The 22,026-nt window shown below is 44.0% G+C and carries 21 protein-coding genes; 9 read left to right on the plus strand and 12 right to left on the minus strand.

The window, feature by feature from the left end:
* Positions 1 to 3: 3 nt before the first annotated feature.
* The 3 genes from noc to BN162_RS16075 are packed head-to-tail and all read right to left on the minus strand — an operon-like array spanning position 4 to position 1,728.
* Positions 4 to 777 carry a nucleoid occlusion protein gene (gene noc, locus BN162_RS16065; RefSeq protein ID WP_020226152.1) on the minus strand — a complete coding sequence of 258 codons (774 nt, stop codon included), beginning with the start codon at positions 775 to 777 and terminating at the stop codon, positions 4 to 6.
* Between the two features lie 12 nt (positions 778 to 789).
* Entirely contained in the window at positions 790 to 1,491 is a 702-nt protein-coding gene (gene rsmG / locus BN162_RS16070; RefSeq protein ID WP_020226153.1) for a 16S rRNA (guanine(527)-N(7))-methyltransferase RsmG, read from the minus strand.
* A gap of 45 nt (positions 1,492 to 1,536) precedes the next feature.
* On the minus strand, positions 1,537 to 1,728 hold the full coding sequence (locus BN162_RS16075; protein ID WP_020226154.1) for a hypothetical protein: 192 nt from the start codon (positions 1,726 to 1,728) through the stop codon (positions 1,537 to 1,539).
* A gap of 36 nt (positions 1,729 to 1,764) precedes the next feature.
* On the opposite strand from BN162_RS16075, the gene BN162_RS16080 reads away from it, so the two are divergent.
* Positions 1,765 to 2,640 (plus strand): Cof-type HAD-IIB family hydrolase, encoded by an 876-nt coding sequence (locus tag BN162_RS16080; protein WP_020226155.1) that lies wholly within the window; start codon positions 1,765 to 1,767, stop codon positions 2,638 to 2,640.
* A gap of 155 nt (positions 2,641 to 2,795) precedes the next feature.
* Positions 2,796 to 3,410 (plus strand): hypothetical protein, encoded by a 615-nt coding sequence (locus BN162_RS16085; RefSeq protein ID WP_020226156.1) that lies wholly within the window; start codon positions 2,796 to 2,798, stop codon positions 3,408 to 3,410.
* A 171-nt stretch (positions 3,411 to 3,581) separates the two neighbouring features.
* On the opposite strand, the gene BN162_RS16090 is transcribed toward BN162_RS16085, so the two are convergent.
* Both BN162_RS16090 and BN162_RS16095 read right to left on the minus strand, forming a co-directional pair.
* Positions 3,582 to 4,862, minus strand: a complete 1,281-nt coding sequence (locus tag BN162_RS16090; protein WP_020226157.1) for a hypothetical protein — start codon at positions 4,860 to 4,862, stop codon at positions 3,582 to 3,584.
* Between the two features lie 133 nt (positions 4,863 to 4,995).
* A complete protein-coding gene (locus BN162_RS16095) occupies positions 4,996 to 5,400 on the minus strand; it encodes a hypothetical protein (RefSeq protein ID WP_020226158.1) in 405 nt (134 codons plus the stop codon).
* Positions 5,401 to 5,710: 310 nt separating this feature from the next.
* On the opposite strand from BN162_RS16095, the gene BN162_RS16105 reads away from it, so the two are divergent.
* The gene (locus tag BN162_RS16105) at positions 5,711 to 6,169 is read left to right on the plus strand and encodes a hypothetical protein (protein ID WP_020226160.1); all 459 of its coding nucleotides are present in this window, start codon (positions 5,711 to 5,713) and stop codon (positions 6,167 to 6,169) included.
* Between the two features lie 219 nt (positions 6,170 to 6,388).
* Here BN162_RS16105 and BN162_RS16110 read toward each other — a convergent pair whose 3' ends face one another.
* The 3 genes from BN162_RS16110 to BN162_RS16120 all read right to left on the minus strand — a co-directional run bounded on the left by BN162_RS16110 (position 6,389) and on the right by BN162_RS16120 (position 10,329).
* Positions 6,389 to 6,976: a hypothetical protein gene (locus BN162_RS16110; RefSeq protein ID WP_208854772.1), complete on the minus strand. Its 588-nt coding sequence runs from the start codon at positions 6,974 to 6,976 to the stop codon at positions 6,389 to 6,391.
* Positions 6,969 to 8,066 (minus strand): ATP-binding protein, encoded by a 1,098-nt coding sequence (locus BN162_RS16115; RefSeq protein WP_020226161.1) that lies wholly within the window; start codon positions 8,064 to 8,066, stop codon positions 6,969 to 6,971. Before BN162_RS16115 ends, BN162_RS16110 begins: the two co-directional genes overlap by 8 nt.
* A gap of 340 nt (positions 8,067 to 8,406) precedes the next feature.
* Positions 8,407 to 10,329, minus strand: a complete 1,923-nt coding sequence (locus tag BN162_RS16120) for a BglG family transcription antiterminator (protein ID WP_020226162.1) — start codon at positions 10,327 to 10,329, stop codon at positions 8,407 to 8,409.
* Between the two features lie 226 nt (positions 10,330 to 10,555).
* Here BN162_RS16120 and BN162_RS16125 point away from each other — a divergent pair, with 226 nt between their 5' ends.
* From BN162_RS16125 to BN162_RS16140, 4 genes are read left to right on the plus strand one after another with little or no spacing between them, the layout of a single operon-like run.
* The gene (locus BN162_RS16125) at positions 10,556 to 10,885 is read left to right on the plus strand and encodes a PTS sugar transporter subunit IIB (protein WP_020226163.1); all 330 of its coding nucleotides are present in this window, start codon (positions 10,556 to 10,558) and stop codon (positions 10,883 to 10,885) included.
* Positions 10,882 to 12,165 carry a PTS sugar transporter subunit IIC gene (locus tag BN162_RS16130; RefSeq protein ID WP_020226164.1) on the plus strand — a complete coding sequence of 428 codons (1,284 nt, stop codon included), beginning with the start codon at positions 10,882 to 10,884 and terminating at the stop codon, positions 12,163 to 12,165. The genes BN162_RS16125 and BN162_RS16130 overlap by 4 nt, the downstream gene beginning before the upstream one ends.
* Complete coding sequence (locus BN162_RS16135) at positions 12,152 to 12,475, plus strand: PTS sugar transporter subunit IIA (protein ID WP_020226165.1); 324 nt, start codon at positions 12,152 to 12,154, stop codon at positions 12,473 to 12,475. The genes BN162_RS16130 and BN162_RS16135 overlap by 14 nt, the downstream gene beginning before the upstream one ends.
* Positions 12,468 to 13,910, plus strand: a complete 1,443-nt coding sequence (locus BN162_RS16140; RefSeq protein WP_020226166.1) for a glycoside hydrolase family 1 protein — start codon at positions 12,468 to 12,470, stop codon at positions 13,908 to 13,910. Before BN162_RS16135 ends, BN162_RS16140 begins: the two co-directional genes overlap by 8 nt.
* A gap of 197 nt (positions 13,911 to 14,107) precedes the next feature.
* Here BN162_RS16140 and BN162_RS16145 read toward each other — a convergent pair whose 3' ends face one another.
* Positions 14,108 to 15,307, minus strand: a complete 1,200-nt coding sequence (locus BN162_RS16145; protein ID WP_020226167.1) for an ATP-binding protein — start codon at positions 15,305 to 15,307, stop codon at positions 14,108 to 14,110.
* Between the two features lie 350 nt (positions 15,308 to 15,657).
* On the opposite strand from BN162_RS16145, the gene BN162_RS16150 reads away from it, so the two are divergent.
* Positions 15,658 to 16,236, plus strand: a complete 579-nt coding sequence (locus tag BN162_RS16150; RefSeq protein ID WP_020226168.1) for a hypothetical protein — start codon at positions 15,658 to 15,660, stop codon at positions 16,234 to 16,236.
* Positions 16,237 to 16,329: 93 nt separating this feature from the next.
* Here BN162_RS16150 and BN162_RS16155 read toward each other — a convergent pair whose 3' ends face one another.
* Together BN162_RS16155 and BN162_RS16160 are read right to left on the minus strand one after the other, a co-directional pair.
* Positions 16,330 to 18,357 (minus strand): alginate lyase family protein, encoded by a 2,028-nt coding sequence (locus tag BN162_RS16155; protein ID WP_020226169.1) that lies wholly within the window; start codon positions 18,355 to 18,357, stop codon positions 16,330 to 16,332.
* Positions 18,358 to 18,367: 10 nt separating this feature from the next.
* Complete coding sequence (locus BN162_RS16160; RefSeq protein WP_020226170.1) at positions 18,368 to 19,540, minus strand: glycoside hydrolase family 88 protein; 1,173 nt, start codon at positions 19,538 to 19,540, stop codon at positions 18,368 to 18,370.
* 109 nt (positions 19,541 to 19,649) lie between these two features.
* Between BN162_RS16160 and BN162_RS16165 the strand changes: the two genes are divergently transcribed.
* The gene (locus BN162_RS16165; protein WP_020226171.1) at positions 19,650 to 20,423 is read left to right on the plus strand and encodes an AraC family transcriptional regulator; all 774 of its coding nucleotides are present in this window, start codon (positions 19,650 to 19,652) and stop codon (positions 20,421 to 20,423) included.
* Between the two features lie 79 nt (positions 20,424 to 20,502).
* Here BN162_RS16165 and BN162_RS16170 read toward each other — a convergent pair whose 3' ends face one another.
* Positions 20,503 to 21,969: an FAD-dependent oxidoreductase gene (locus tag BN162_RS16170; RefSeq protein WP_020226172.1), complete on the minus strand. Its 1,467-nt coding sequence runs from the start codon at positions 21,967 to 21,969 to the stop codon at positions 20,503 to 20,505.
* Between the last annotated feature and the right edge of the window lie 57 nt (positions 21,970 to 22,026).

Genomic DNA, 22,026 nt, shown 5'->3' on the forward strand with positions numbered 1-22,026 from the left:
CTTTTATCTTGGAAATTTAATGATAATCCGGACGTCCTTGTCCGTTTCCGCTTCCTCGGTTTCAATGGCGATTCCAGTTCGGCGTACCATCTCCACAGCCTGGTAGATGGTGTTCACTGCGATTTTAATATTCCGGGCAAAGCCTTTGAAAACAGGTTTCTTGGCTTCCGGCTTCGCCTGAGGTTCTTCTTTCAGACTGGTGATCAGCTGTTCAGCCTGGCGGACATTCATCCCCTTTTTTACAATTTTTTCATAAACTTCCTGCTGTTTCTCCGGTTCCACCGAAAGCAGTGCCCGCGCATGTCGCTCAGTGATCTTACGGGAAGAAATGCCTTCCTGGATTTCATCCGGCAGATTCAATAATCGAACCTTGTTGGCAATCGTTGACTGAGATTTTCCCATTTTGGAAGCCAGCTCTTCCTGCGTCATGCCCGCAGAGCGCATAATCTGAATATATGCCTTGGCTTCCTCGATCGAAGTCAGGTTTTCTCGCTGAATGTTCTCGACTAAGGCCAGCTCAGCCAGCTTCTGTTCATCTGCACTCATGACATTGCACGGCACTTCGCTGTAGCCCGCTAAAATACAGGCTTTATACCGGCGCTCTCCCGCAATGATTTCGTAGCCTTCCTCATCCTCACGCACGGTAATCGGCTGGATCAATCCATTCTCACGAATGGACTGTGCCAGTTCCATCAAAGCTTCTTCGTTAAATTCCAGCCGCGGCTGATGGCGGTTGGGATGAATCTGTTCAATCGATATTTCCCGGACTTCTCTCATAAAAACACTCCTTTACAACGGATTCTTCTTGATTTTCGCATAGGCACGCGGATACTGCGACGGCGTGGCTTTCACCTTCCGATAGGTCAGATTGACCCGTGTAGAGCCATCCTGTAGATGGACTTCCTCGGCCTTTTCCAATTCCGCTCCCAGAATTTTCGTCGCTTTTTCTGCCTGGACCTGTTCCTCAAATCCAGCCGCCCCCTTCATTGCGATAAATTTTCCGTTCTTTTTTACCAAAGGCAAACACAGCTCTGACAACACACGCAGATTAGCCACTGCCCGCGCAGTGACCAAATCAAACGCCTCACGGTGTTCTCTGGCATAATCTTCAGCACGTACATTCAGGCATTCAACCTGATTGAGCTGAAGCTGCTGACATACTTCCTTGAGAAAAACAACCCGCTTATTCAGCGGTTCCAAAATTGTGATCTTCAGTTGAGGATTCATAATTTTTAACGGCAGGGAAGGAAATCCGGCCCCGGCGCCGACATCGCACAGATGAGCCCCATCCAACATAATACCGGCAAAAGGCACTAAGGAATCATAGAAATGCTTTTCCAGCACTTCCTCCCATTCCGTGATCGCAGTAAGATTCATTTTTTCATTCCACTCTTGAAGCAGCTGCGCATAGCGTACAAATTGTTCCTGTTGTTTGGGGGAACATTCGATTTCTTTCTGGCGACAGGCTTCAACAAATTCTTCCCATTTCATACTGCATCCTCCGCATGGGTTATTATAGCAAAATTCTCATCTGTTCTAAAGCACTTCTTCCCAGGAAATTGATGTTTCATTGTTTTTCATCGTCTTGTTTTCGCTTTCTTTTGAAACACAAGTCACGTTTTTACATCTGCTTTTTGCAGTCTTTGATAATTCTTTTACCCGGTATTCAATTTTATGCTCGTCTTGGCCCAGCGCTTCTTCACTTTTTCTGATTTGTTTCCCGTGCATCTATGCTATACTTTTGATAAAGAATGAGGTATGGCTATGACAGACTGCAAACCAATCCGATTGCTTGCCAGCGACCTGGACGGCACGTTGTATGACGATCTTCAGCATCCAGGCCAAATTTCCGCAATGAATCAAGCCGCTATCCGCCGCTGGACCGAAGCGGGCAACCGTTTTTTAATCGCTACTGGAAGACGGGCCTGCACAAAACAGGAAATCTTCAAAAACTATCAGATTGACTGCGATATCCTTGCCTGCAATGGCGCAAAAGTTATTGTGGATAAAGAAGTGTTGTGGAATCGTGAAATCATGCCGCCGGAGCTCAGCGAGCTTTGCGATCTGTGCGAACCGTTTCGCGATGAATTGGATTTCGTCCTGGATATCGATATTGAGGAGCGCATCACTTTTCAAGCGAACAGTTTGATTCAGCAGCGTTTTCCTGACGATCTCTATCTTCAGCAGGTTCGTGACTATCTGGCCTCCGGTCAGACTGATTATCCAAACAAAATCTTCATGGTACTCAAAGATTCGGCACGTCAGGCCTTTTTCCTAGATTATCTTAGCCAGCATTTTAAAGGCCGGCTGGCCGTGACCAGCAGTGGTCTGGATCTTGTCGAAATGAGCTGCGAAGGCTGCAGTAAAGGCCGGGCTCTTTTGACCATCCTAGATCGCTTAGGTTTGGATGCAGATCAAGCGGCGGCCATTGGAGATGAACAAAATGATCTGGACATGCTGCAAAGCATTCCCTATGGTTTTGTGATGAGTTCAGCTCGTCCGGCGATCAAGGAACAGGTTCCTTATACGATGGACTCCGTTTCCGATTTGATTGATGCCTGCCTGGCTTATAATGCCGCTTGTTTTTCAAAATCCAGTTTGGATAAAATGAACTTCCCTGCGGCGTATCGTTATCGCTGAACCGCATCCGTTTGTCTAATCATCATAGCTAGGGCTTGGGAATTCTTCAGGATTTTCTCAAATATCGTTTTCCGTTTTTTAAAGGATTGAAAAAGAAAGGATATATCGCTCCATGACTGAAACTTTCCTCATGGACTGATATCAAAGGTCTACCCATGAAAAAGAAAACACACCGATTTGCTTTTCTGGCTTTAGCGCTGCTGCTTGCGGGCTGTCAATCCACTCCTGCTGCCGCAAAGACTTTAGCTGTCGCACCGCATTCTGTATCTGCCGATACGGAAAAGCTGCTTCAGCTGATGCCGCAGGGTTCCTCCACTTATTTCTTTGATCTGCATATCGATGATTCAATAGATGGAATTTCTGTGCAGAACTGGATCTTGGATGAAAATCATCAGTGGCAGGATAATGGCGGCAATGGCATGAACGGGATTCTCGATCACACCGATAAACTCTTGATGATTCAGCTTTTGCCGGATCAGTCCAGCTTCTCTTGGTCCTGCGACGGCGTTTCCTCAACAACAGCGATTGGAAATGACAGCCAGGAAGACGCTTATTTTAAACCTGAATGGGGAATGCGCGGCCAAGATCGTTTGGAAGAGAAAATCGAAGTTGCCCTCAATCAGCCGATTCCCCTGCTTTTAATTCTGGAAAAAGATGCGGGTGCTGAAGGCAGCACCTCCATGTCGGTCAACGATCTGGCGCTTGTGCTGGATCATCCAGAACAGGTGGATGCAGATCGAGCGGTATTGATCACGGTCACATTCAAATAAAGGCATTATTTTATCTTTAATTTATAGTTTTTTATTTCTTCCACGCAGACAGAGCAAATTCGTATTTTCCTTTAATTAAAGGAATTTCTATTAAGTATCGATAAACCAGTTCTATTTTTGTTCGAAATCAGTCCTTTAATTTACACAATAAAACTCAGCTTTCGCTGAGTTTTATTTTGACGTAGTATAAGTTCGCTGCTGGCGATACTCCTCCTTCGGTGAATAAGCTTTAATTTGGTGAAGCAGTTCAACCGCAGCCTCGCGCTGACAATCATCAGGGAAGGTAATCGTGATTAAAGTAAGCTGATCTCCGCAGACAACCTGGGCAATTAATGCCGCAGGTTCATCGGCCTCCCGCTTTTTCCATCCATAGCGACATTGACCTTCTCCCGCTTCAAATTGATGAAGCTCACAGACCTCTTCAAAGCCCTTTTCAAAATAGACGGCTTTTCCCTCTTTACAGGAATAACCGCCGACCTGCCAGACGGGACAATGCGGATCACTATCATCTGTCCAAAGATTGAGTCCGCCGTTCTCTAATTTTTCATATTCATATTTGTATTTCCCAGGCAATGTCAGTTTTACATTCCCAAAATCTTGGGTAATCTGATCCCGGCGATATCCGACCAGCGTATCGTATTTTAATTCAGGTACGCCTGTTAGATCCAGCGGATCACGGCCATCCAGCTGACAGAGTTTATAATAAGCCTCGATTGGAAAAGGAAGCGACCTGTCCATCATCAGCGCTTGTTCCAAATGCGAGAAAATAAAACTGTTGGTCTGCCGGTCTAGCTCGCTGCGCGAAGACGGGACAAAATAACATTGTTCCCACAGTTCATTCAATGCACAGTTTCGATGATACAGGGCGTCCTTGAGCGGATTTTTCCAGATGAAGAAATCCTCTGCGAAAGCTTCAACAGCTTCATCCTCCAACATCTCGGCCAGCTGCCGCATCGAAAAACGTCCCATATGCGTAATAACCGTGCCGGGAATTTCTCTCGGCATATAATTATTTAAATCCCAGCACAGACACAAACTCGTGTATTCCTCTTCTTCCAGCTGATGAACAGGGATCTCTGTTAACATTTCCAGCCAGGCATAAAAGTGATCCTCCAGCATTTTCTTATAATCGTGATAAACCATATATTCAGCTTCATCTTCAAACACAAGTTCCAGATCAAGCCGATCCGCCAGTGTTTCAACAAAATCCGCTGCCGCTTTATGCAGCCCTGGGCCTGCAGGGGTCGTTATGCACTCCCCTTCCATTTTCCATTGAGGTCCGTCTTCCTGCTCAAACTGAATTTCCATTATTCCAAGCGGGCAAAACATAACGCTGATTCCCTGTTCGTCGGGAAAGGCCTGAAAATTTCTCTGTTCCGCTAATTCCTGGATTTCTTCTTTTGCTTCATTCAGATCCTGGATATGAGTCTCAAATGCTAATCGGATACTCATGACCGGCACCTCCTTTTTCTCATTATAGCATATTCCTAATGCCCTACAGTCTGCCAAAACAAAAGAGAACCGCAGTCTTCTCCCTCCGTACTCTGTTGAAGACGTTCGATTCTCTCTTCTTTATTTTCTTCAATTACGCGTTTTTTCCGATAACAAAAGCATAGGCGCAGCCTGCTTTCAGATCCAGCTGCGAATAAATCTGATTCATTTCCATAAAATCCTCTGTTGGAATATAGATAACATCTTCCCATGTCAGCTGCGGGTTGTGACAAACCAGGAAATCCTCAACTGCGATACGATGATCATGAACTCCGACAATGGTAATGTAACAGGATGTTTCATCAAGCGCATTCCATCCGGCTAACAGATCTTTCTTCGGCAGCGGTTCCTTGTATAGAAACAACAAATATTCTGAACCGTCACGTCCGCCATAATAAAAGGAATGTCCGATAAAAACATTGTTGGTTTCATCTTTGTAGAGCAATACGATCCGTTCAAATTCATCCAAACTCGTCTTAATCCGAAATGTTTCAATCATGCATGATCACCTCTCATGTTCAGTATAGATAGCCTTCTCCAAAAGCTCAACACTAAGTTTCCGAGTTTACTAAACCTGAACAAGAACAGTATTTTTGTGTTCTATTTCGATATCAACGCTACCCCTTTTCCACAGGTGCTGATAAAATGAAGGAAAGTCCAATCCTTTCAGGCAGGTGAAGATCATGACGAAAAGAAAAATAGGAATTCTTGCACTACTTGTTCTCTGCCTATTTTTCTTAGTGTATCGCAGCATATACATAAAGCGCGTTCAACTTTCCTCCTCTCAACATCCTTGTACCTGATTAAGCGTGGATGAAAAACCGCTGCTGTTCCTGAATCTTAACCGACAGTTTGTCTTTGACAGTGAATATAAAATTTTAAACTCTCAGTTGCAAGTGAAATCTTATCTTCCAGGATTAGCAATTTTTTCTGAGCCGATCAGTCAGATTTCTGATTATTGGGTCAACCTTGATGATCATGGATTTTCGTATTATTTTAGTGTGCTGGAGCAGCAGCGTGACATCGTTCCTAGCTGCCAGTTCGCATTCGTGTCCGATGAACATGAAAAAGAGTTAATCCGGCAAAATAACAATGTCCGCTGGTTTCAACAAGATGAACTGGCTAACAATCCATCCTCAAAAATTCAATTCTATCGTATCTGGACATTACAGACAGACACTTTGGAAATCGCAGTCCGTTGTCCTGATTTTATGCTTGAGCTTGTTCTACCTGCTGTGGAAGCTACGTTTAATCGCTTGGCAAAATAAAGTTAGAAAATCCATTTATTTTATAGAACTCTGCCTATTCAGGCATTTAAAATACAATTAATATTAGATTAATACACAAATTAACGTATTAATTTTAAATTATACTCTGGAATAAAAAATGCGCAAGTGCTGAGCACGGCAACGCGGTTTTCGTTTTGAATGGAATTTAATTGGGTATTGAGTATCTCTGCCTGTGAGGGAGGCATATCATCCTCAGGATCACCCACGACAAGCCATGCCTTGCTTATATTTTGCCTGATAACAATATTGCAATCTTCTTTTTGTTGCGGCAAATTTACGATAATCATGATTTCGGTTTTCCCTGTTTACACGCGCCTTATACGTTCCTGCACTTAGTTCATTCAGTGTAGCATTGTAAGTGTTAAAGTTCAGATCCGGAATGGAAGTCATGTGATAAAAGGCTTCCACCATCGGGTAATTGATGTAAAGCTTTCCGACATCAGACGATTCCACAAAGTACTTCGCCATGTGACGGATCTTCTCTGGGGTAAATCCAAAATCATGCGGATCAAGATCAAAAATCAAAAGAATATCAGAATAGGATTCGTCAAACAATGTCTTTTTCACCAGATCAGGTTCACGTGATTTGAGCAGCTGAAGCAAGTCCATATCATCGGGATCGTTGTCCTCAAACATCTCTTTATACAACGTGTAGATATTCGTACAGTAAGAAACAATCTCATATTTGAAATCAATCTGGTAAATAGAGAACAAGCGTTCCATTAAAGCAACGTCTGTCTTTGCTCCTTCCACTAACACCAGAATTTTTCGCTTCTTTTCAGCCATTAAATTCACCACTCATATAGAGTTTCTCCAGATTGTGACCTTCACGAAGCTCCCGATCCGTAGCATTGGCAAAGGATGTAAGTCCATCCCTAGTCAGAATGAAGTAGCAGTCTGGACGCATAATGCGATTAGAAAGCAGGTTTGTATTGTGGGAAGTGAGCACAACCTGAAAATCAGGCTGTTGCTCTAAAAGTTGAACCAGTATTTCAGCCAGTTCATAATGATAAAAAGCATCAAATTCATCAATAAACATCAAGGAGACATCTGTAGCAGTCTTGTTCCAATAAAAAAATGTGTAAAGGGCTCTTGTGCCACTGGATGCCGCCTTAAAAAACGGCAATGGTTTATTCGTATCAAAATATAAACGTTTTATTCCGTCAGTATCCTTTTTAGCGATCAAATTTTCCTGAAGTCCCGCTTTGTGCAGAAAAGACTCCAGCTCTTTCACCCGATTCCCTTCAAAGATAAAATCAAAATAATCTTTGCTATTTGACTTATAACCAATGTAGCAATTCTCATCCAAACTGCGGAACCAGAGCATATGCGATACAAATCCCTGCATCTGATAAAGCGGATGATTCTGAGCCAAAGCCGTATTGGCAATGACATATTTCAGAATAGAATCTGTACCGCGAAAGGAGAGATTCAACGTCGTGGTCAAAGCCTCAAGGCCAGACAAATCGCCGCGCATATCTTCGTAATCGTAAGTGAAAATCCGCTTGTTATCAATGGCAACGGATTCGTAAACAAGCGTCTGCTTGTCATTCTTACGGTATCGATAATCCACCTCACCGCTGTCAAATGTAAAAACATAATGAAACTCAGCGTAACCAGCCTTGTTGTTGACATTCAAATAATAATCATACAAGCCTGGTGTTACATTGTTTGTTGTAAGGTGAGAAACAATATCAAAAAGAGCCAGACCTAAATTGGACTTACCAACAGAGTTTTTACCATAAATGATCAACTTGCTGAGCAAACCCTTGGCAACACAAGAATTGTTGAATTTGTAATCACGGATGTCAGAAAAATCCAACTGAATGGTATTATCAAAGTTTTTAAAACCTGTGACCTCGAACAGCTTTAACATTGTGTTCACCTTCCTTCACTAGTATTATACTCATGTTGGAGAATCGAATCAACAATTCCCGTAATTTAATTACGGATGTTCTGTAATTAAATTACGTCACAACAAAGCATGAGGACATACCGTCAGAAAATTGAATTATTTAATAATATATCGGAAGAGTTCTTCCTATTCAATTGTTCAAAAAACTATAAACGTTAGATTTCACTAAAACGTTAAGGGAATCTGATTGTTTTTTCTTTCTTGTTTAATAATAAAGTTTCCCCAAAAGTTCAACCTTTTTTTTAATTTTAACAAATTAGATATAGCTTCTGTCTTCCCTGCCTTCAACCTAGTTGTAATTCTATTCCTCCATACCATGATTCATTTTTAAACAAAGTTTATGGATAAACTGCTTGAAATCCTTGGAGGCTGCTAAATCCATGACCGCCTGCGATTCGCTGAAAATCTCCACAAGCTGATCAAAAATTTCAGAAAACAATCGTCGGGATTTTTCGCTAATTCCTAGCAAGGCCACAATATAAACTGTTTTTGAATCCCACTTCATTCCTGCTTCGTTGATGGCAATAAAAATAAAATTATGCTGAATATCCTTGGAAAGGGTGTGAGGAATCGCTACTAAATTATAAGCAGTACTCGACATCTTTTCGCGGGCCATTACCTCGGTATAAAAATGACTGGAACCATAACCAAGGTGTTCTAAATCTTTGCACATTCGTTTCAATAGTTCAGCTTTTGGCATTTTGGGAACTGCATTATAAAATAATCGTGCATCAAAGAATTCCATCAGCTGACTTTTTAACAACTCTCCCTGTTTCTGCTTAATCATTTTATCCAGCCTATCACTTAGCGCTATCATATCTCCTGCAGTTAAAAAAGGATGCAAAACCAAGGCATCAGGAACCCCTGGCAATTCAGTCATCGAAAGTGTTAATTCTGCAGGATGACGGCTGGGATCAAAATCATTAATTGATACCGCAGATTGAATGATCAGCTGATCATCAAACTGACTGCGTATTTTATTGATAATCTGGATATATTGAGCATAATAGTCAGCATAGACAAAACAGCAGCTGACTTTCATTTTGCCTTTTCCATTGCTTTCAAAGTAAGAACCAATGTGCAAAGCAATATAAGCAATTTCATGTTCATTGATTTCAAGCTGAGCGGTCTTGCTTAAATACTGCGCAATACTGACTGAAATGTCATAGATCAGCGGATAGGAGAGCTTGATTTCATCTGTCAGCGGATTATTAATCTGATAGTGATGTTCCGCACGAAAAAACAAGTTTTGAATATGAATCGCAAACTTGGCAATGAAGTCCTCAGAAAAGGGTTCTAAGCAATAATGATCCTCAACCTGTTTTACTGCCTTCTGTGCTTGTTCAATATAACGTTGCTCAATGAAATTCTGAATGTTTTGGGCATTGATTTTTTCATGATCAATCTGTGTCGTATTGTTGGTAATAACCAATGTCAGATGATACAGCTCTGCGGCATTGAGCTCTTTATTAAACTCCCGAAACAGATAGGCAGCAATCGCTACTGCCGCCTGATATCCCGGCTGCGTTTCAACCTTTTTTAAATCAACATGCTCTTGCAATGGATGTCCACTGCGGACACGATCAATCATAATGATAAGATGCAAGGTTATCACATTTAAAGCATAATCATTGGTAAAGATGCCACATTCATCAAAAATATTACGAATTGCTGATCGGAATCCCCAGATTTGATAATGAAATGTCAGCAAGTCAATTTCCTCGTTAAAGACAAAATGATTACCTATTGCTTGACTGATCAGCTGACTCATTAATTTGCGCTTATCTGTTTCTTCTCCGTATATCCGCACTGTATTTTGGGAACGAACCAGATCCAAAGAAATCACTTTCAGCTTCTCTTTAAGCAGCCTCAGATCATTTTCAATCGTTGTCATGCTGACATAAAGTGTATCCGCTACATCATAAATAAGAAGCTCTTCATTGATCAGCAATTCCTGAAGCAAATAATTCTGGCGGGCAGAGGGTGTATCTACCCGCTGACGTTTTGTTAGCTGATAGTTTCGATAAGCTTTTTGACAAAGCTGATACCCCTTATCGCTGGAAAGAATGACTGGAACAGACAAGCCGTCATTGACTGCCGCAACATATTTGCGGATTTGACGCGTGGATACGCCCAATAAACCAGCCAAAGTTGCTGCTGAAACCCAACTATCTGATTTGCTTTTCAGTAATTCCAACATCTGGGATGACCGTGATTCCTTCATTGTCGCTTTCCCACCTTCCTCTGCCTTTAAGTATAAATAAAACCGTTCAATAAATAAAACAAAAGTAGTTCCTAATCCCAGGAACTTAAGCTATTTGTAATCTTTTACAAAATAATTTAAAGTATGCTTGAACTTGAAAAGAATCCAAGCTTCTCAAGTTTCATTCTGCAATCGGCCGATTGCCTGAAAACAAAATCTAAACTTGAAAAGATGAAGGAGGAAAATGATGTTTAATCTTTTATTGGTTTGTGGTACAGGAGCGTCCAGTGGATTTATGGCCAAAAATATCCGCAAAGCAGCCAAAGAAGAAAATCTGGAAATCAACGTCAAGGCTCGAAGTGATTCTGAAATCGAGGAATATATTGACTCGATTGACCTTTTGCTCGTCGGTCCGCATTTACGTTATATGTTGAATGACCTGAATCAGATCGCTGCCCCTTACCATGTCCCTGTTCGGATCATCGATGATCGAGCTTATGGAGCGCTGGATGGTAAAGCTGTACTCCATTTTGCTTTAGACTGCCTCAAAGAAGAAAAGAAAGGAGTCAACTCATGAATCATTTTATGCAATGGATGACCGAGAGCTTTGCCCCACGAATGAACAAGATCGCCAAAAATCCATGGATTGCTTCGATTCAGGATTCGATCCTAACAACAATGCCGGTGATTTTAATCGGTTCCCTAGTCACCATCTTAACCATTTTTCAGTCCTTCATTCCGGGATTCCCGGATTTCACCTTATTGTCCAGTTTTTCTTTTGGGCTTCTTTCCTTATTTTTAGCTTATCTGATTCCCAATACCGTCATGATCAAAAAGCATCATTCCAAAACCGCAAAACAAGCAGGTTTAGCCGGCATTGCTTTCTTCCTCATGGTTGTAAATCCTTTGTTTGAAGAAGGAAATATGACCCTAACCTTCGCCAAACTGGGTTCCAGCGGCATGATCGCAGCGCTGATTTCCGGTTTGTTTACTGGGGCTGTCATGAATCTGTTTGCCTCACATTCGTTCTTTTCAGAGGACACCCCGATTCCTGATTTTATTACAGTCTGGTTCGATACTCTGATTCCGATTGCTTTGATTCTGATGGTTGGCTGGTTGTTTACCTTTCAGCTTCAGATTGATATCTTTGAGACGATCGCTTCGCTCTTTCAGCCTTTCGTAGCGATTGGTCAATCTTTCTGGGGATTTGTTTTCCTCAGCTTCATCGCTTATGGTTTTCTTTATTCCTTTGGCATTTCCGCCTGGGTTCTGGCGCCGATAACGCAAACCATCATGCTGAAAGGCATGGGCGACAACATGGCACTGGTGGCCGCTGGTGCAGCTCCAACCAATATTTTCTTAAAGGAAACGGTGCGGCTATTCATGGTGGGTGGATCTGGCGTAACCTTATCTCTAGCCATTATGATCGCATTTCTTGCCAAGTCAAAACGTTTGCGCCTGATCGGAAAATCGACATTTCTACCCTCGTTGTGCAACATCAATGAGCCTCTGATCTTTGGGATTCCGGTTGCCTTTAATCCGATTCTTATGATTCCGATGTGGATCTGTCAGCTGATCTGCCCGATCGTTGTCTACCTCACGCTGCAGGCAGGCTGGGTGCCGATTCCGGCTGCGCCTTGGGATTTCGGCTTTATGCCGCAGCCCATTGTCGCCTTCTTTGCGACGAAATCCATCGCCGGTGCTCTTCTTACGCTTGTTAACTTCGGCATTTCCTGGATTGTTTATTATCCTTTCTTTAAAATCTATGATCGACAATGCTGCGAAGAAGAAAATCAAAACCTGGAATGCAAAACAGAAGTGATTGAAAAGGAGAGGTTAGCCCATGAAATACAGTAACGAAGAGCTTAATACCACAGCCATGCAGATCATTCTGCACGCAGGCAATGGCAGAACCATTTTGAATTCCATTTTTGATCAGCTTGATGGAGATGCTGAAAGTTTATTAAAAGAAGCAAAAAAAGAAATTACCGAAGCTCATAAATTACAGACTGAGGTGCTGCAGAGGACAATCCATGAAGAAAACTTTGCCTCAACCTTGCTTTTCTCCCATGCACAGGACACGTTGATGAGTATTTACAGTGAATACCACACCACCGTCAATCTGTTAAAATTAAAAGATTTTCTGCAGGGGAAAAAATATGAATGATTTTTATTCTCAGTTTCCTGATGACTTTTTATGGGGATGTGCTTTAGCTGCGCATCAATGTGAAGGCGCTTGGAATGAAGGGGGAAAAGGCATCAGCACCGCGGATGTTGCGCGTCTTGGCGGGATTGGCAAAGCCCGGCAGCTTGATGATTCTGTTTTGCCGCATGTTCATTATCCATCTCATCTGGGAATTGATTTTTATCACCAATGGCCGCAGGATGTGAAGCTCCTTGCTGAAATGGGGTTGAAATGTCTGCGGCTTTCGATGGATTGGACGCGTATTTATCCAAAGGGAATTGAAGCCATACCGAACCCAGAAGGATTAAAATATTATCATGCATTAATCAATGCGCTGCTTGCTCATCACATTGAGCCGATAGTTACAATCAGTCATTTTGAGATTCCTCTGTTTCTGGCTCAGAATTACGGAGCCTGGAAAAACCGGGAGATGATTGACTTCTACCTGCATTACTGCCAAACTTTATTTACCGAATTCAAAGGTCAGGTCACCCGCTGGTTAACCTTCAATGAAATCAATCATAACGAGAATACGTCTGAGGCCGCAATGGCCTCTGCCTACCGTGTTTCTGGTATCCGGTATGATCGTGAAGAGAATATTTCTCAGATTGCCGCACAGAGTTCTTATTATATGATGTTGGCTACGGCTAAAGTGGTGAAGCTGGCCCATGATATTGATCCGCAGAATCAAGTGGGCTGTGTACTGGCTCTGCATCCCAGCTATGCTTTCGATTGTCAGCCGGAAACAGCATTAAAGAGTCTGCAGTGCCTTGAGAGTGATCTATATATTGCAGATACTTTATGCCGCGGAAAATTCCCTGATTATAAACGAAGACAGCTTGCAAAGCGAGGCTTGACTTTGGATATTCAGCCGGAAGATGAATGCGCTTTCCAACAAGGCAAATTAGATTTCGTAGCCTTCAATTATTATTCATCCACAGTCTGTATGTTAGATGAAAGTCAGTATCCTCAAGGGAATCATTTTAAAGGTGGTAAAAATCCAAAGCTTCCGGAAACCAAATGGGGTTGGCAGATTGATCCCACAGGACTCCGATACGCCCTGAATCTCTTCGATCGCCGTTACCAGCTGCCAATTCTGATCACCGAAAATGGGATTGGATTAGAAGAGAAACTTTCTGGCATTGAACCCATTGAAGATGATCAGCGAATTGCCTACTTAAAAGCTCATCTCCAAGCATTAAAACAAGCCCTGATTGAAGATCAAGTTCACTGTATCGGCTATTGTCTGTGGTCTTGTTTTGATGTAATTTCAGCTACAACCGGAGAAATGCGTAAACGCTACGGTTTAATTTACGTTGATCAGGATGATGAAGGAAAAGGTACACTTCGCCGCTGTCCTAAAAAATCTGCACAGTGGTATGCCCAAATCATAAAAGAGAATGGGAAAAATCTTTAACTTCCAATTGAAAGACTGCAACACTTATCATAAGCAGATATAGTTAAAAGAAGATCGAATTCCGATCTTCTTTTTTCAAAATTTAAGCGATTTTTAATTCTTTGTATGCGCAGAGAAAAAGCTTTATTTCAGCTCGATTTCATTTCCTTAACTGATCAATGGGTATTCCATCGAAATGCCGCTTGATTCTCTGTTCTCTACTTTATGTCTTCTAATAAAAAATCTTTCAAATGAACAATTCGAATTCCATTTTCGATCCCTGTATCCAAAGGATTCATGGTGACTACAAATTTCGGATAGTGATCCCGTATCTCCATTAAATTTCCTATTTCACGATCAGAATTTTCCGGAAGTTGTACGCAGACCTGAACATAAACTTTTTCATCGCGGCGGAGCGCAATAAAATCAATTTCTTTTGTTCCATTTTTACCAACAAACACATCATAGCCTCTTCGTTTAAGCTCCAAGAAAACAATATTTTCTAAGACGCCATCCAGCATTTTGCGATTATATCCAAGCAGTGCATATTTTAAGGAACAATCCGCAAGATAATATTTTTCTTGCGTTTTCAAAACGCTTTTTCCTTGAAGATCATAGCGTTGACAAGGATAGATGATAAAAGCTTGTTCCAGCCATCGAATATAATTATAGATTGACTCCACTGAAACTTTACGATGCTCGCTTTTTAAAAACTGGGAAATCGAGTTGGCTGAGAATGTTTTCCCCATATTTTCAATGATGAATTTTACAACTCGATCAAAAAGATCTTGTTTATTAATACGGTGCCGCTTTACAATATCCCGAGAAATAACTGTATGATATATGTCTTCTACGATCTGATAGGCTGAAGAAGCTTCATAGTCACCTAAAGCCACAATTGGAAAACCACCAAAGCGGATATATTCTCCCAACAATTCATTCTGAGATAAAGTACTTTTATTTTTAAATGTAAGGTATTCCTTAAAAGATAAAGGATAGACTGGAATCAATACATAGCGTCCTGTCAGATAAGTTGATATCTCACTGGACATGAGTTTTGAATTGGACCCTGTCACATAAATATCAGCGTCGGTTCCTTCTAATAAAGCGTTAACCGCTTTCTCCCAATCCCGAACCTCCTGAATTTCATCCAACAGAAGAACACAATGATCTTTCCCCTCCATAGCTGCTTTGAGTTCCTCAAACATTTGTTTTGCCGTAATATTTTGCGGAATATCCATTTCCGTATATCGTTTATGGATAATCGCATCTTCTGGAATCTTTCGCTTTAACATTTCCAATTTAAGCATTTCAAATATTGTCGATTTCCCCGAGCGGCGGATTCCTGCCAGAATTTTAACTAATGGTTTACCCATAAAGGGTTTGACTGCATTGATATATTCAGGTCTGTCTATCACAGTATCACTTCCTTTCTAATATAATACCAAAATACTCCTAGATTTATAACATTTTTTCAGGTCTAACCTTAAATACTTTTTCAATACTGAGTTTTTCACCATATTGGCTTCCCTTATTTTAGTTAATTTTAATCGCTTTAGAGTCTAATGATTTCAACAGAGATTAGAGAAAACTGATAAGATCTGATCTATTCCGTTCTTCCTTATTTGCCTGTTCACTGATAAGATGAATGTAGTAATAAGCAACATCCTGGCTTCTGGAACGGGTCAGACTGCTTGAGCCATCGAGTTTCCCTTCTGCAATTTAAACTTATTTATAAAGTTCACTGAACTTGAAAGAGAGAACTTTTATGCGAAAACACAAAATTTTATATCTTATCCTTTCACTTCTGCTTCTTCTTTCTGGTTATCTGGGATATCGCCGCTGGCATATCCAACTTGTTGACAGTCAGGAAAAACCAGCCTGTCTTTGGCTGAAGACCGATTCATCGCCGTTTCTTTTTCTGGATCTTCATCGTCAGTTTCAATCTGATGCTTCCATGAAGATCCTTGAAACGCAATTTTGGACAGAAAAAATGATTCCCATCATAACGACACCTTCCAAAATCACAGCCAGCTATACAAGCTATCAGCTGCCGACGGAGTCGGGCGAAACTGCCCGTTTTTATGTCAATGAGCATCCGATCAACAATCACTGCGGATTATCCTTCTTTTATATGCAGGAAGGTGAAACCCTCCGAGAAACTGAAACCGCCGTCTGGGTTCAGTTTGTTCAATCGGTTTCCGATCCTGACTCATCCAATTCATCCGTTCAGCGCGTCTGGCAGATGCGCAGCAGCGAAGTTGAGATAACCATCGAGTTTGCGGACAGTTTAACCGACTCCATTTTGCCTGCCGCGGAAAAGACGTTCGCGCAGCTGGCTTCCTGATTATTTCCCGGGAAACGTTCATTGCTTCATTCGTTACAACATAAAAAGCTCCTCATGCGGAAATTGAATCCCAGACATGAAGAGCTTTTTTGTTTAGAATGCCAGAGTTGTCCCCCACTGTTCCTTATCCATTCCTGACCAGACGATGACATGGCCCATTCCCTGTCGTTCGTTGACCAGCACAGCGTCAGAAGGTCCCATATAATCTTCATGAGCGATCATAACCGTAAACTGATCTGCCCCTTTTTGGATAACCCAGCCTTCCGCAACCTTTTTCGCAAAAGGACGATCCTGCCGGCTGACTAAGCTGACCGGCGCATTGACCGCAAAACACGGCGCTTTTTCTCCTTTAGGATTGAGTGAGAAAATCGTTGTGATCGAAGCGAAGCCCGATGCATTCAGCTCTGTTTCCAGCATTTTCGACGGCGTCGTCGTATTGTAATGCAGCGACAGCCGGGTATCTGTCAGCCGTACTTGCGCGTTGTCCGCCAAAGTCAGAACTTCACAATCGCTGTGATTCAGACTCAATGCCGTAGTCTGTCCTTTCAATGTCACTTCCGCAGCAGGCGAAAAATGCCAGCGCTGCACAATTTTATGCGTGTCTTTCGGATTGGCATAAATTTCATCATGGACTAAAATCAGGTCTTCGCGCAGCCAGACGACTTTTCGGCTGAGCACTGCACTTCCGGTTTCCAGATCCATATAGCCAAGCGCGGCTCCCTGGGCCAGACGGAAGCCGCAGCTTTCACTGGCCTGCGTATTGAGAGACCAAGAAAGCTTGTGATATCCCCACGAACGCTTGCATAGAATCGAAGGCTGATCATCCAGCTCGATGACATTGTGCGCCTTCGGACCTTTAAACTCAAATCGTTCCGGCTTGTCCACATAGGTCAGCCGGCCGCTGTCGCGCACGATATCTTCACCGCGATAGAACAGATCGACATGCAGTTTGTCTTCATGCGCATGTCCGCCGCCATGAACTCCATTGGTGAAATGCAGCCAGGTTTGATCTTCGGTATCGCTGCTGTGCCAGAAAATATGACCGCTGTCCGGGAAAACGACAATCCGCCGGCCAGAAGGAAGAGCCGACATCGCCGCATAAGCCGCAGCGGCTTCTGCCCCTAAATCAAACACACAGTCAAAATCAAATTCCGTATAACCAGCCGCTTTCCACTGCGGATTGTTAAAGCTGTACGCCGCTTTGGTAATAATATCGCGGACATCTATGTCATCGCTGTCGCCCATCGCCATTTCAATCCCATCCGGCTTTTTGTGTTCAACGCAGAATTCGATCATCTTCGCCAGCCGTTCATTGTATCCCTCAGGCAATTCGATGTGATTGCGATCTGCCAGGATCTTTACTTCCAGGAAGTCCTGCGCCACTTCATTGTGATACATTGTCGACTGCTCCCAATGTACGCCGTCCGGGTAAACCTGGCGCTGCAGCTGCAGATCCAACCGATGCAGCGACTCCTGAAGCATCGCTGCGCTGAACGGATGCTCCGGCATCAACAATGCTGCCGTGAATAAACCATGGTTTTCCAAAACACCCCAGTTGGAAATGATTTTTGTGCTGTTCCAGACTTCGGCGATGAACTTTTCCTGCTCAATCATTGATTCTTCAAACAGGCTGCAGAAGCTGTCGGTCAGCGTCGGACTATTGCGGAACAGACAGAAAGCCTTAATCCACAGATTCATCCGAATTCCGGTTTCCAATGTCCGGCAGGCGTTGGCACAATCCGGATCCCGCAGATTGATCTGACAGATCCAGCTCTTGCACTGTCTGACAAACGCTTCGGCATACTTTTCATCGCCCGTCAGGACATAGGCCTGACCCAGGGTAATCCAGAAATGATGACGGTTAAACGCAAAGATCCATTCCGGATCATCCGCAGGCTGATGCAGCCAGTTGATTTCCTTGTCAAAGACAACTGGAATTTCCGTGTATTCCATATCCCAGCGCAGATCAAAACGGAAGCTCTGGGCGCAGGCTTCATCCGCGCGTTCGACGATTTTGGCAATCTCCGACTGCGGGCAATGAGTCAGCACATACTGCTTTACCGCTTCAACGTCCTCAACAAAGAAATGCTTGTTCTGGGCAAAAAATTCGTTTTTTTTCATGGCTTGCTCCTTACCAGTACCGGTTCCAGTCCGTGACCATTCGTGTCAGAGCTTCCATATAATAATAGTCGCCCCAGCTGCAGCATTCATCCACGCCTTTATTGCGGCAGGTATTGGTCGGCGTATGCCGGTTATACGTGCTGTGAAGCAGAATGCCGTTGGATGAATTCCAGTCCTTGACCTCGTAATTGTCGATCAGCGATTTCATCATCTGACGGGCCAGCTTTGTATAGTATTGCGCCTCTTCCGGCTCCAGTACCTTGGCCGCTTCCAAGAAGCCGCAGATCACAATCGCTGCCGAAGAAGAATCGCGCGGTTCACTGCTTCCGTCAGTAAAATCAAAATCCCAGAATGGAATCAGATCTTCCGGCAGATGCCGCAGGTAGTAATCACTGATGTGCCGGAACAATTCAAGATATTCCGGATCCTGGGTATATTGATAGCTCAGAATCGTTCCATAAACGCCCCAGGCCTGTCCGCGCGCCCAGGCTGAATTATCCCGATTACCCTGATGAGTCACACCTTTAAGCGGCAAACCCGTTTCCGGATCAAAGAAGTAGGTGTGGATCGTTGAATAATCTTCACGCACAACACATTTCATCGCCGTGCGGATATGCCGATGTGCGATGTCCGCAAATTTCGGATCGCCGGTGACTTCACTGGCCCAATATAATAACGGCAGGTTCAGCAAACAGTCGATAATCAGCCGATAGCTGCCCTTGTCCCCCATCTCTCCCCAAGCCTGAATGAATTCGCCTTTTTCCTGAAATCGGGTGATCAGTTTTTCTGCCGCCAGAATTGCCGCCTGCTTTGCGGTTTCATCCCCGGTTAATTTCCAGCCGGCGACGCAGGAGAGTGAATACAGAAAACCGAGGTCATGATGATCAACACTGAATTCCTCATGAATCCGCTTGTAGAAATCCTCAACCTGAATCAGCGCGGCATACTTAAAGATATTTTTCTTTGTATGTTCATAGGCCAGCCAGATTTCACCTGTCCAGAAGCCGTTAGTCCAGTCCTTGTTGATAATCGGCTGATAGAATAAATCCGTACTGCTTGCGGATTGATATTGATAGGTAAATTCCGGCAGGTTCTTTTCTACCTGGGTGCAGGCACGGTCCAGCGCGGCGATCATTTCTTCGTGTGTCGCCTGGGGTTTCTCTAAAAATTGAATACGATCCATGTCCGAGATCCTCTCTTTCTCTTCTTCCTTGAGTTTATCATCATTTTTCGCTATGATAAATAGGAAGGTTAAGGTTTTTTTGTATAAATTAAAGAAAGAGGAACGGAAAATGGAAGATTTCAGCGTCGCATTCCGTTATGCGATTCAGCGTGAATGTACTTTAGAATGGGGAGTGAAGCGCGATCGCATCGACTACAACAACCTTGTGTTCATATTAAAGGGAAAAGCCTGCTATAAAATTGATGATCAGGAGTTGCTTTTAAGGGAGAACCAGGTCCTTTTAATTCCTGCCGGAAGTCTGCGGGAAGCGCATCGGCTGCCGGAAGTCCCGCTCACACTGCAGTCTTTTGATTTTTACAGCGATCAGCCGCTGCCGGCTTTGCCTCAGCGTGTCCTGACCCTGGATCGGCTGGATTTCTATCTGCCGTTATTTCAGGATTTTAATCGTCATTGGCTGACGGATAAACCGTTATCGCGCTTGCATTGCAAGTCGGTATTTTATCAGATTTTAGATGAGCTGTATCAGACTGCCTGGGCGCAGCAGGAGAATCCGCATGTCCGGCAGATGAAAAACTACATTGAATCGCACCTGACCCAATCCATCACCATGGAGGATCTAGCCTGGGTCAGCGGCCTGAACGTCGTGTACTGCGGTGCGTTGTTCAAACAGGAAACGGGCATGAGCGCACTGCGCTACTGGCGCACGCTGCAGATCCGCAAAGCGGCGCAGCTGTTGAGCGAGCCCGATATTTCCGTCAGTGAAGCTGCCTGGCAGGCCGGATTTGACGATTTATTTTACTTTTCCAAATTGTTCAAAGAAATTCAGGGTTTGTCGCCTAAAGCTTATCAGCGCCGGCATGCCGGTCAGCATTCTTCGCAATAAGAAAAGATCCGCCCCTCCCTTTCTGGATTAGAAAGTCCTGCGGATCTTTTTTAATTCATGAACGCTTGAAAACGATGACTTACTGTTTCACGTACGCCGCGGCCGATTCTCCGGCTACTTTTCCGGTTACCGCGGCATGCGCATTAGCATCGCCGCAGACATAACCATAAGCGCGGTATCCGCCGGTGGCTTCCCCGGCACTGTATAGTCCGGCAATCGCCGTCCCGTCTTCTTTTAATACACGGCACTGTTCATCGAGTGTCAGACCACCGAAGGTCATAACCCCGCCGGCTGCAACCTGAATGCAGTAATAAGGCGCGGTTTCCATCTTGTTAGTGAAAATCGTCCGTCCCAGTTCATCTTCCTGGCTTTCCACCGCGGCATTGTATTTTTCAACGGTGGCCGTCAGCGCTTCCGTCGGCAGTCCAACCTTTTCTGCCAATTCTTCCAGGGTATCGGCTTGTTCTACAATCCCCATGCTTTGATAAACAGAAACTTTATAGACATTCTCTGCCACGGTTTGATCAAAAATTTCATAGACAAACGGTTCTCCGGTTTCCACAACACTTCTTGACGTATCAAAAGGATCGCCGGTTTCATTGCAGAAACGATGACCTGTGGAATCGGTCAGGATCGCTCCGCCGGAAAGGACCATCGCCGTGATCAGCATGTTCTTTTTGACATCCACCGTGGCAGAACCATACGCTGCTTTGTCCATATCTGTCAGCTTCGCTCCCAACCGCGCGGCTTCCTCAATCATCTCGCCGGTTGTTCCCGGACTGCCGGCATAGCTCATTTTGGCATATTCATCGCCCCAATACCGGGAAAGCATTTCCGGACTGCCGCCGAATCCGCCGCTGGCAATGATCACTGACTTCGCCGTATATTCGACTGGCGTGCCCTTTTGATCAACAACCACGCCAATCACTTCGCCCTGATCATTCGTCCGCAGCGACTGCACCGGACTTTCATATTGAATCTCTACACCCTGCTTTTCAGCCGCTTCCACCAAACCGGAAACCAGCTCGTTTGCATCCGGCATGGACTGGTGCGCCCGGTAGGCTGTACTGCCCACCCCCTGGGTCACCTTCTCTGAAAATTCAACGCCGTTGTCCATCAGCCAATCCAGGGTTTGCCCGGAAAGCTGGCTGACCAGGTTCATTTGAATCGGATCCCGATCCGCACTGGCTCCCTGCGCCATATCCTTGGCATATTGCTCTGGGGAATCTTCAATTCCTGCCTGGGCCTGCAGCCGTGAACCGGCAGCTTGTAAAATTCCGGTGGAAAGAATACAGTTGCCTCCAGCATACGCCATCTTTTCAAGGACAATGACCTCTGCCCCCTGTTGGGCAGCACGGACTGAAGCTGAAAGTCCGGACAATCCAGCACCGATAACCAAAACATCAGCCGTTGTTTTCACTTCTGTCTTTGCGGTCGGTTCCGCCGTTGGCTGGGCGTCCTGATTCTGCGGTGCGGTTGAGCAGCCGGTGGATGCCATCAACAGCGCACTCAGAAGCAGGATAAAACTCTTTTTTCCAAAACGCATAACACATTTCCTCCCTTCGATACGATTAACTTGTGTATCGTTGGACAAAGTATAAGC

This window comes from Holdemania massiliensis AP2 (genome assembly GCF_000327285.1).
In the GTDB taxonomy this organism is placed as follows: domain Bacteria; phylum Bacillota_I; class Bacilli_A; order Erysipelotrichales; family Erysipelotrichaceae; genus Holdemania; species Holdemania massiliensis.

Coding starts and splice junctions, on each gene's coding strand:
- rsmG (WP_020226153.1), bottom strand. CDS start 1,491: ATGAAATGGGAAGAATTTGTTGAAGCCTGTCGCCAGAAAGAAATCGAA.
- BN162_RS16135 (WP_020226165.1), top strand. CDS start 12,152: ATGAAATACAGTAACGAAGAGCTTAATACCACAGCCATGCAGATCATT.
- BN162_RS16095 (WP_020226158.1), bottom strand. CDS start 5,400: ATGATTGAAACATTTCGGATTAAGACGAGTTTGGATGAATTTGAACGG.
- BN162_RS16160 (WP_020226170.1), bottom strand. CDS start 19,540: ATGGATCGTATTCAATTTTTAGAGAAACCCCAGGCGACACACGAAGAA.
- BN162_RS16150 (WP_020226168.1), top strand. CDS start 15,658: ATGCGAAAACACAAAATTTTATATCTTATCCTTTCACTTCTGCTTCTT.
- BN162_RS16165 (WP_020226171.1), top strand. CDS start 19,650: ATGGAAGATTTCAGCGTCGCATTCCGTTATGCGATTCAGCGTGAATGT.
- BN162_RS16170 (WP_020226172.1), bottom strand. CDS start 21,969: ATGCGTTTTGGAAAAAAGAGTTTTATCCTGCTTCTGAGTGCGCTGTTG.
- BN162_RS16155 (WP_020226169.1), bottom strand. CDS start 18,357: ATGAAAAAAAACGAATTTTTTGCCCAGAACAAGCATTTCTTTGTTGAG.
- BN162_RS16130 (WP_020226164.1), top strand. CDS start 10,882: ATGAATCATTTTATGCAATGGATGACCGAGAGCTTTGCCCCACGAATG.
- BN162_RS16110 (WP_208854772.1), bottom strand. CDS start 6,976: ATGGCTGAAAAGAAGCGAAAAATTCTGGTGTTAGTGGAAGGAGCAAAG.
- BN162_RS16140 (WP_020226166.1), top strand. CDS start 12,468: ATGAATGATTTTTATTCTCAGTTTCCTGATGACTTTTTATGGGGATGT.
- BN162_RS16090 (WP_020226157.1), bottom strand. CDS start 4,862: ATGAGTATCCGATTAGCATTTGAGACTCATATCCAGGATCTGAATGAA.
- BN162_RS16075 (WP_020226154.1), bottom strand. CDS start 1,728: ATGCACGGGAAACAAATCAGAAAAAGTGAAGAAGCGCTGGGCCAAGAC.
- BN162_RS16120 (WP_020226162.1), bottom strand. CDS start 10,329: ATGAAGGAATCACGGTCATCCCAGATGTTGGAATTACTGAAAAGCAAA.
- BN162_RS16125 (WP_020226163.1), top strand. CDS start 10,556: ATGTTTAATCTTTTATTGGTTTGTGGTACAGGAGCGTCCAGTGGATTT.
- BN162_RS16115 (WP_020226161.1), bottom strand. CDS start 8,066: ATGTTAAAGCTGTTCGAGGTCACAGGTTTTAAAAACTTTGATAATACC.
- BN162_RS16080 (WP_020226155.1), top strand. CDS start 1,765: ATGACAGACTGCAAACCAATCCGATTGCTTGCCAGCGACCTGGACGGC.
- BN162_RS16085 (WP_020226156.1), top strand. CDS start 2,796: ATGAAAAAGAAAACACACCGATTTGCTTTTCTGGCTTTAGCGCTGCTG.
- noc (WP_020226152.1), bottom strand. CDS start 777: ATGAGAGAAGTCCGGGAAATATCGATTGAACAGATTCATCCCAACCGC.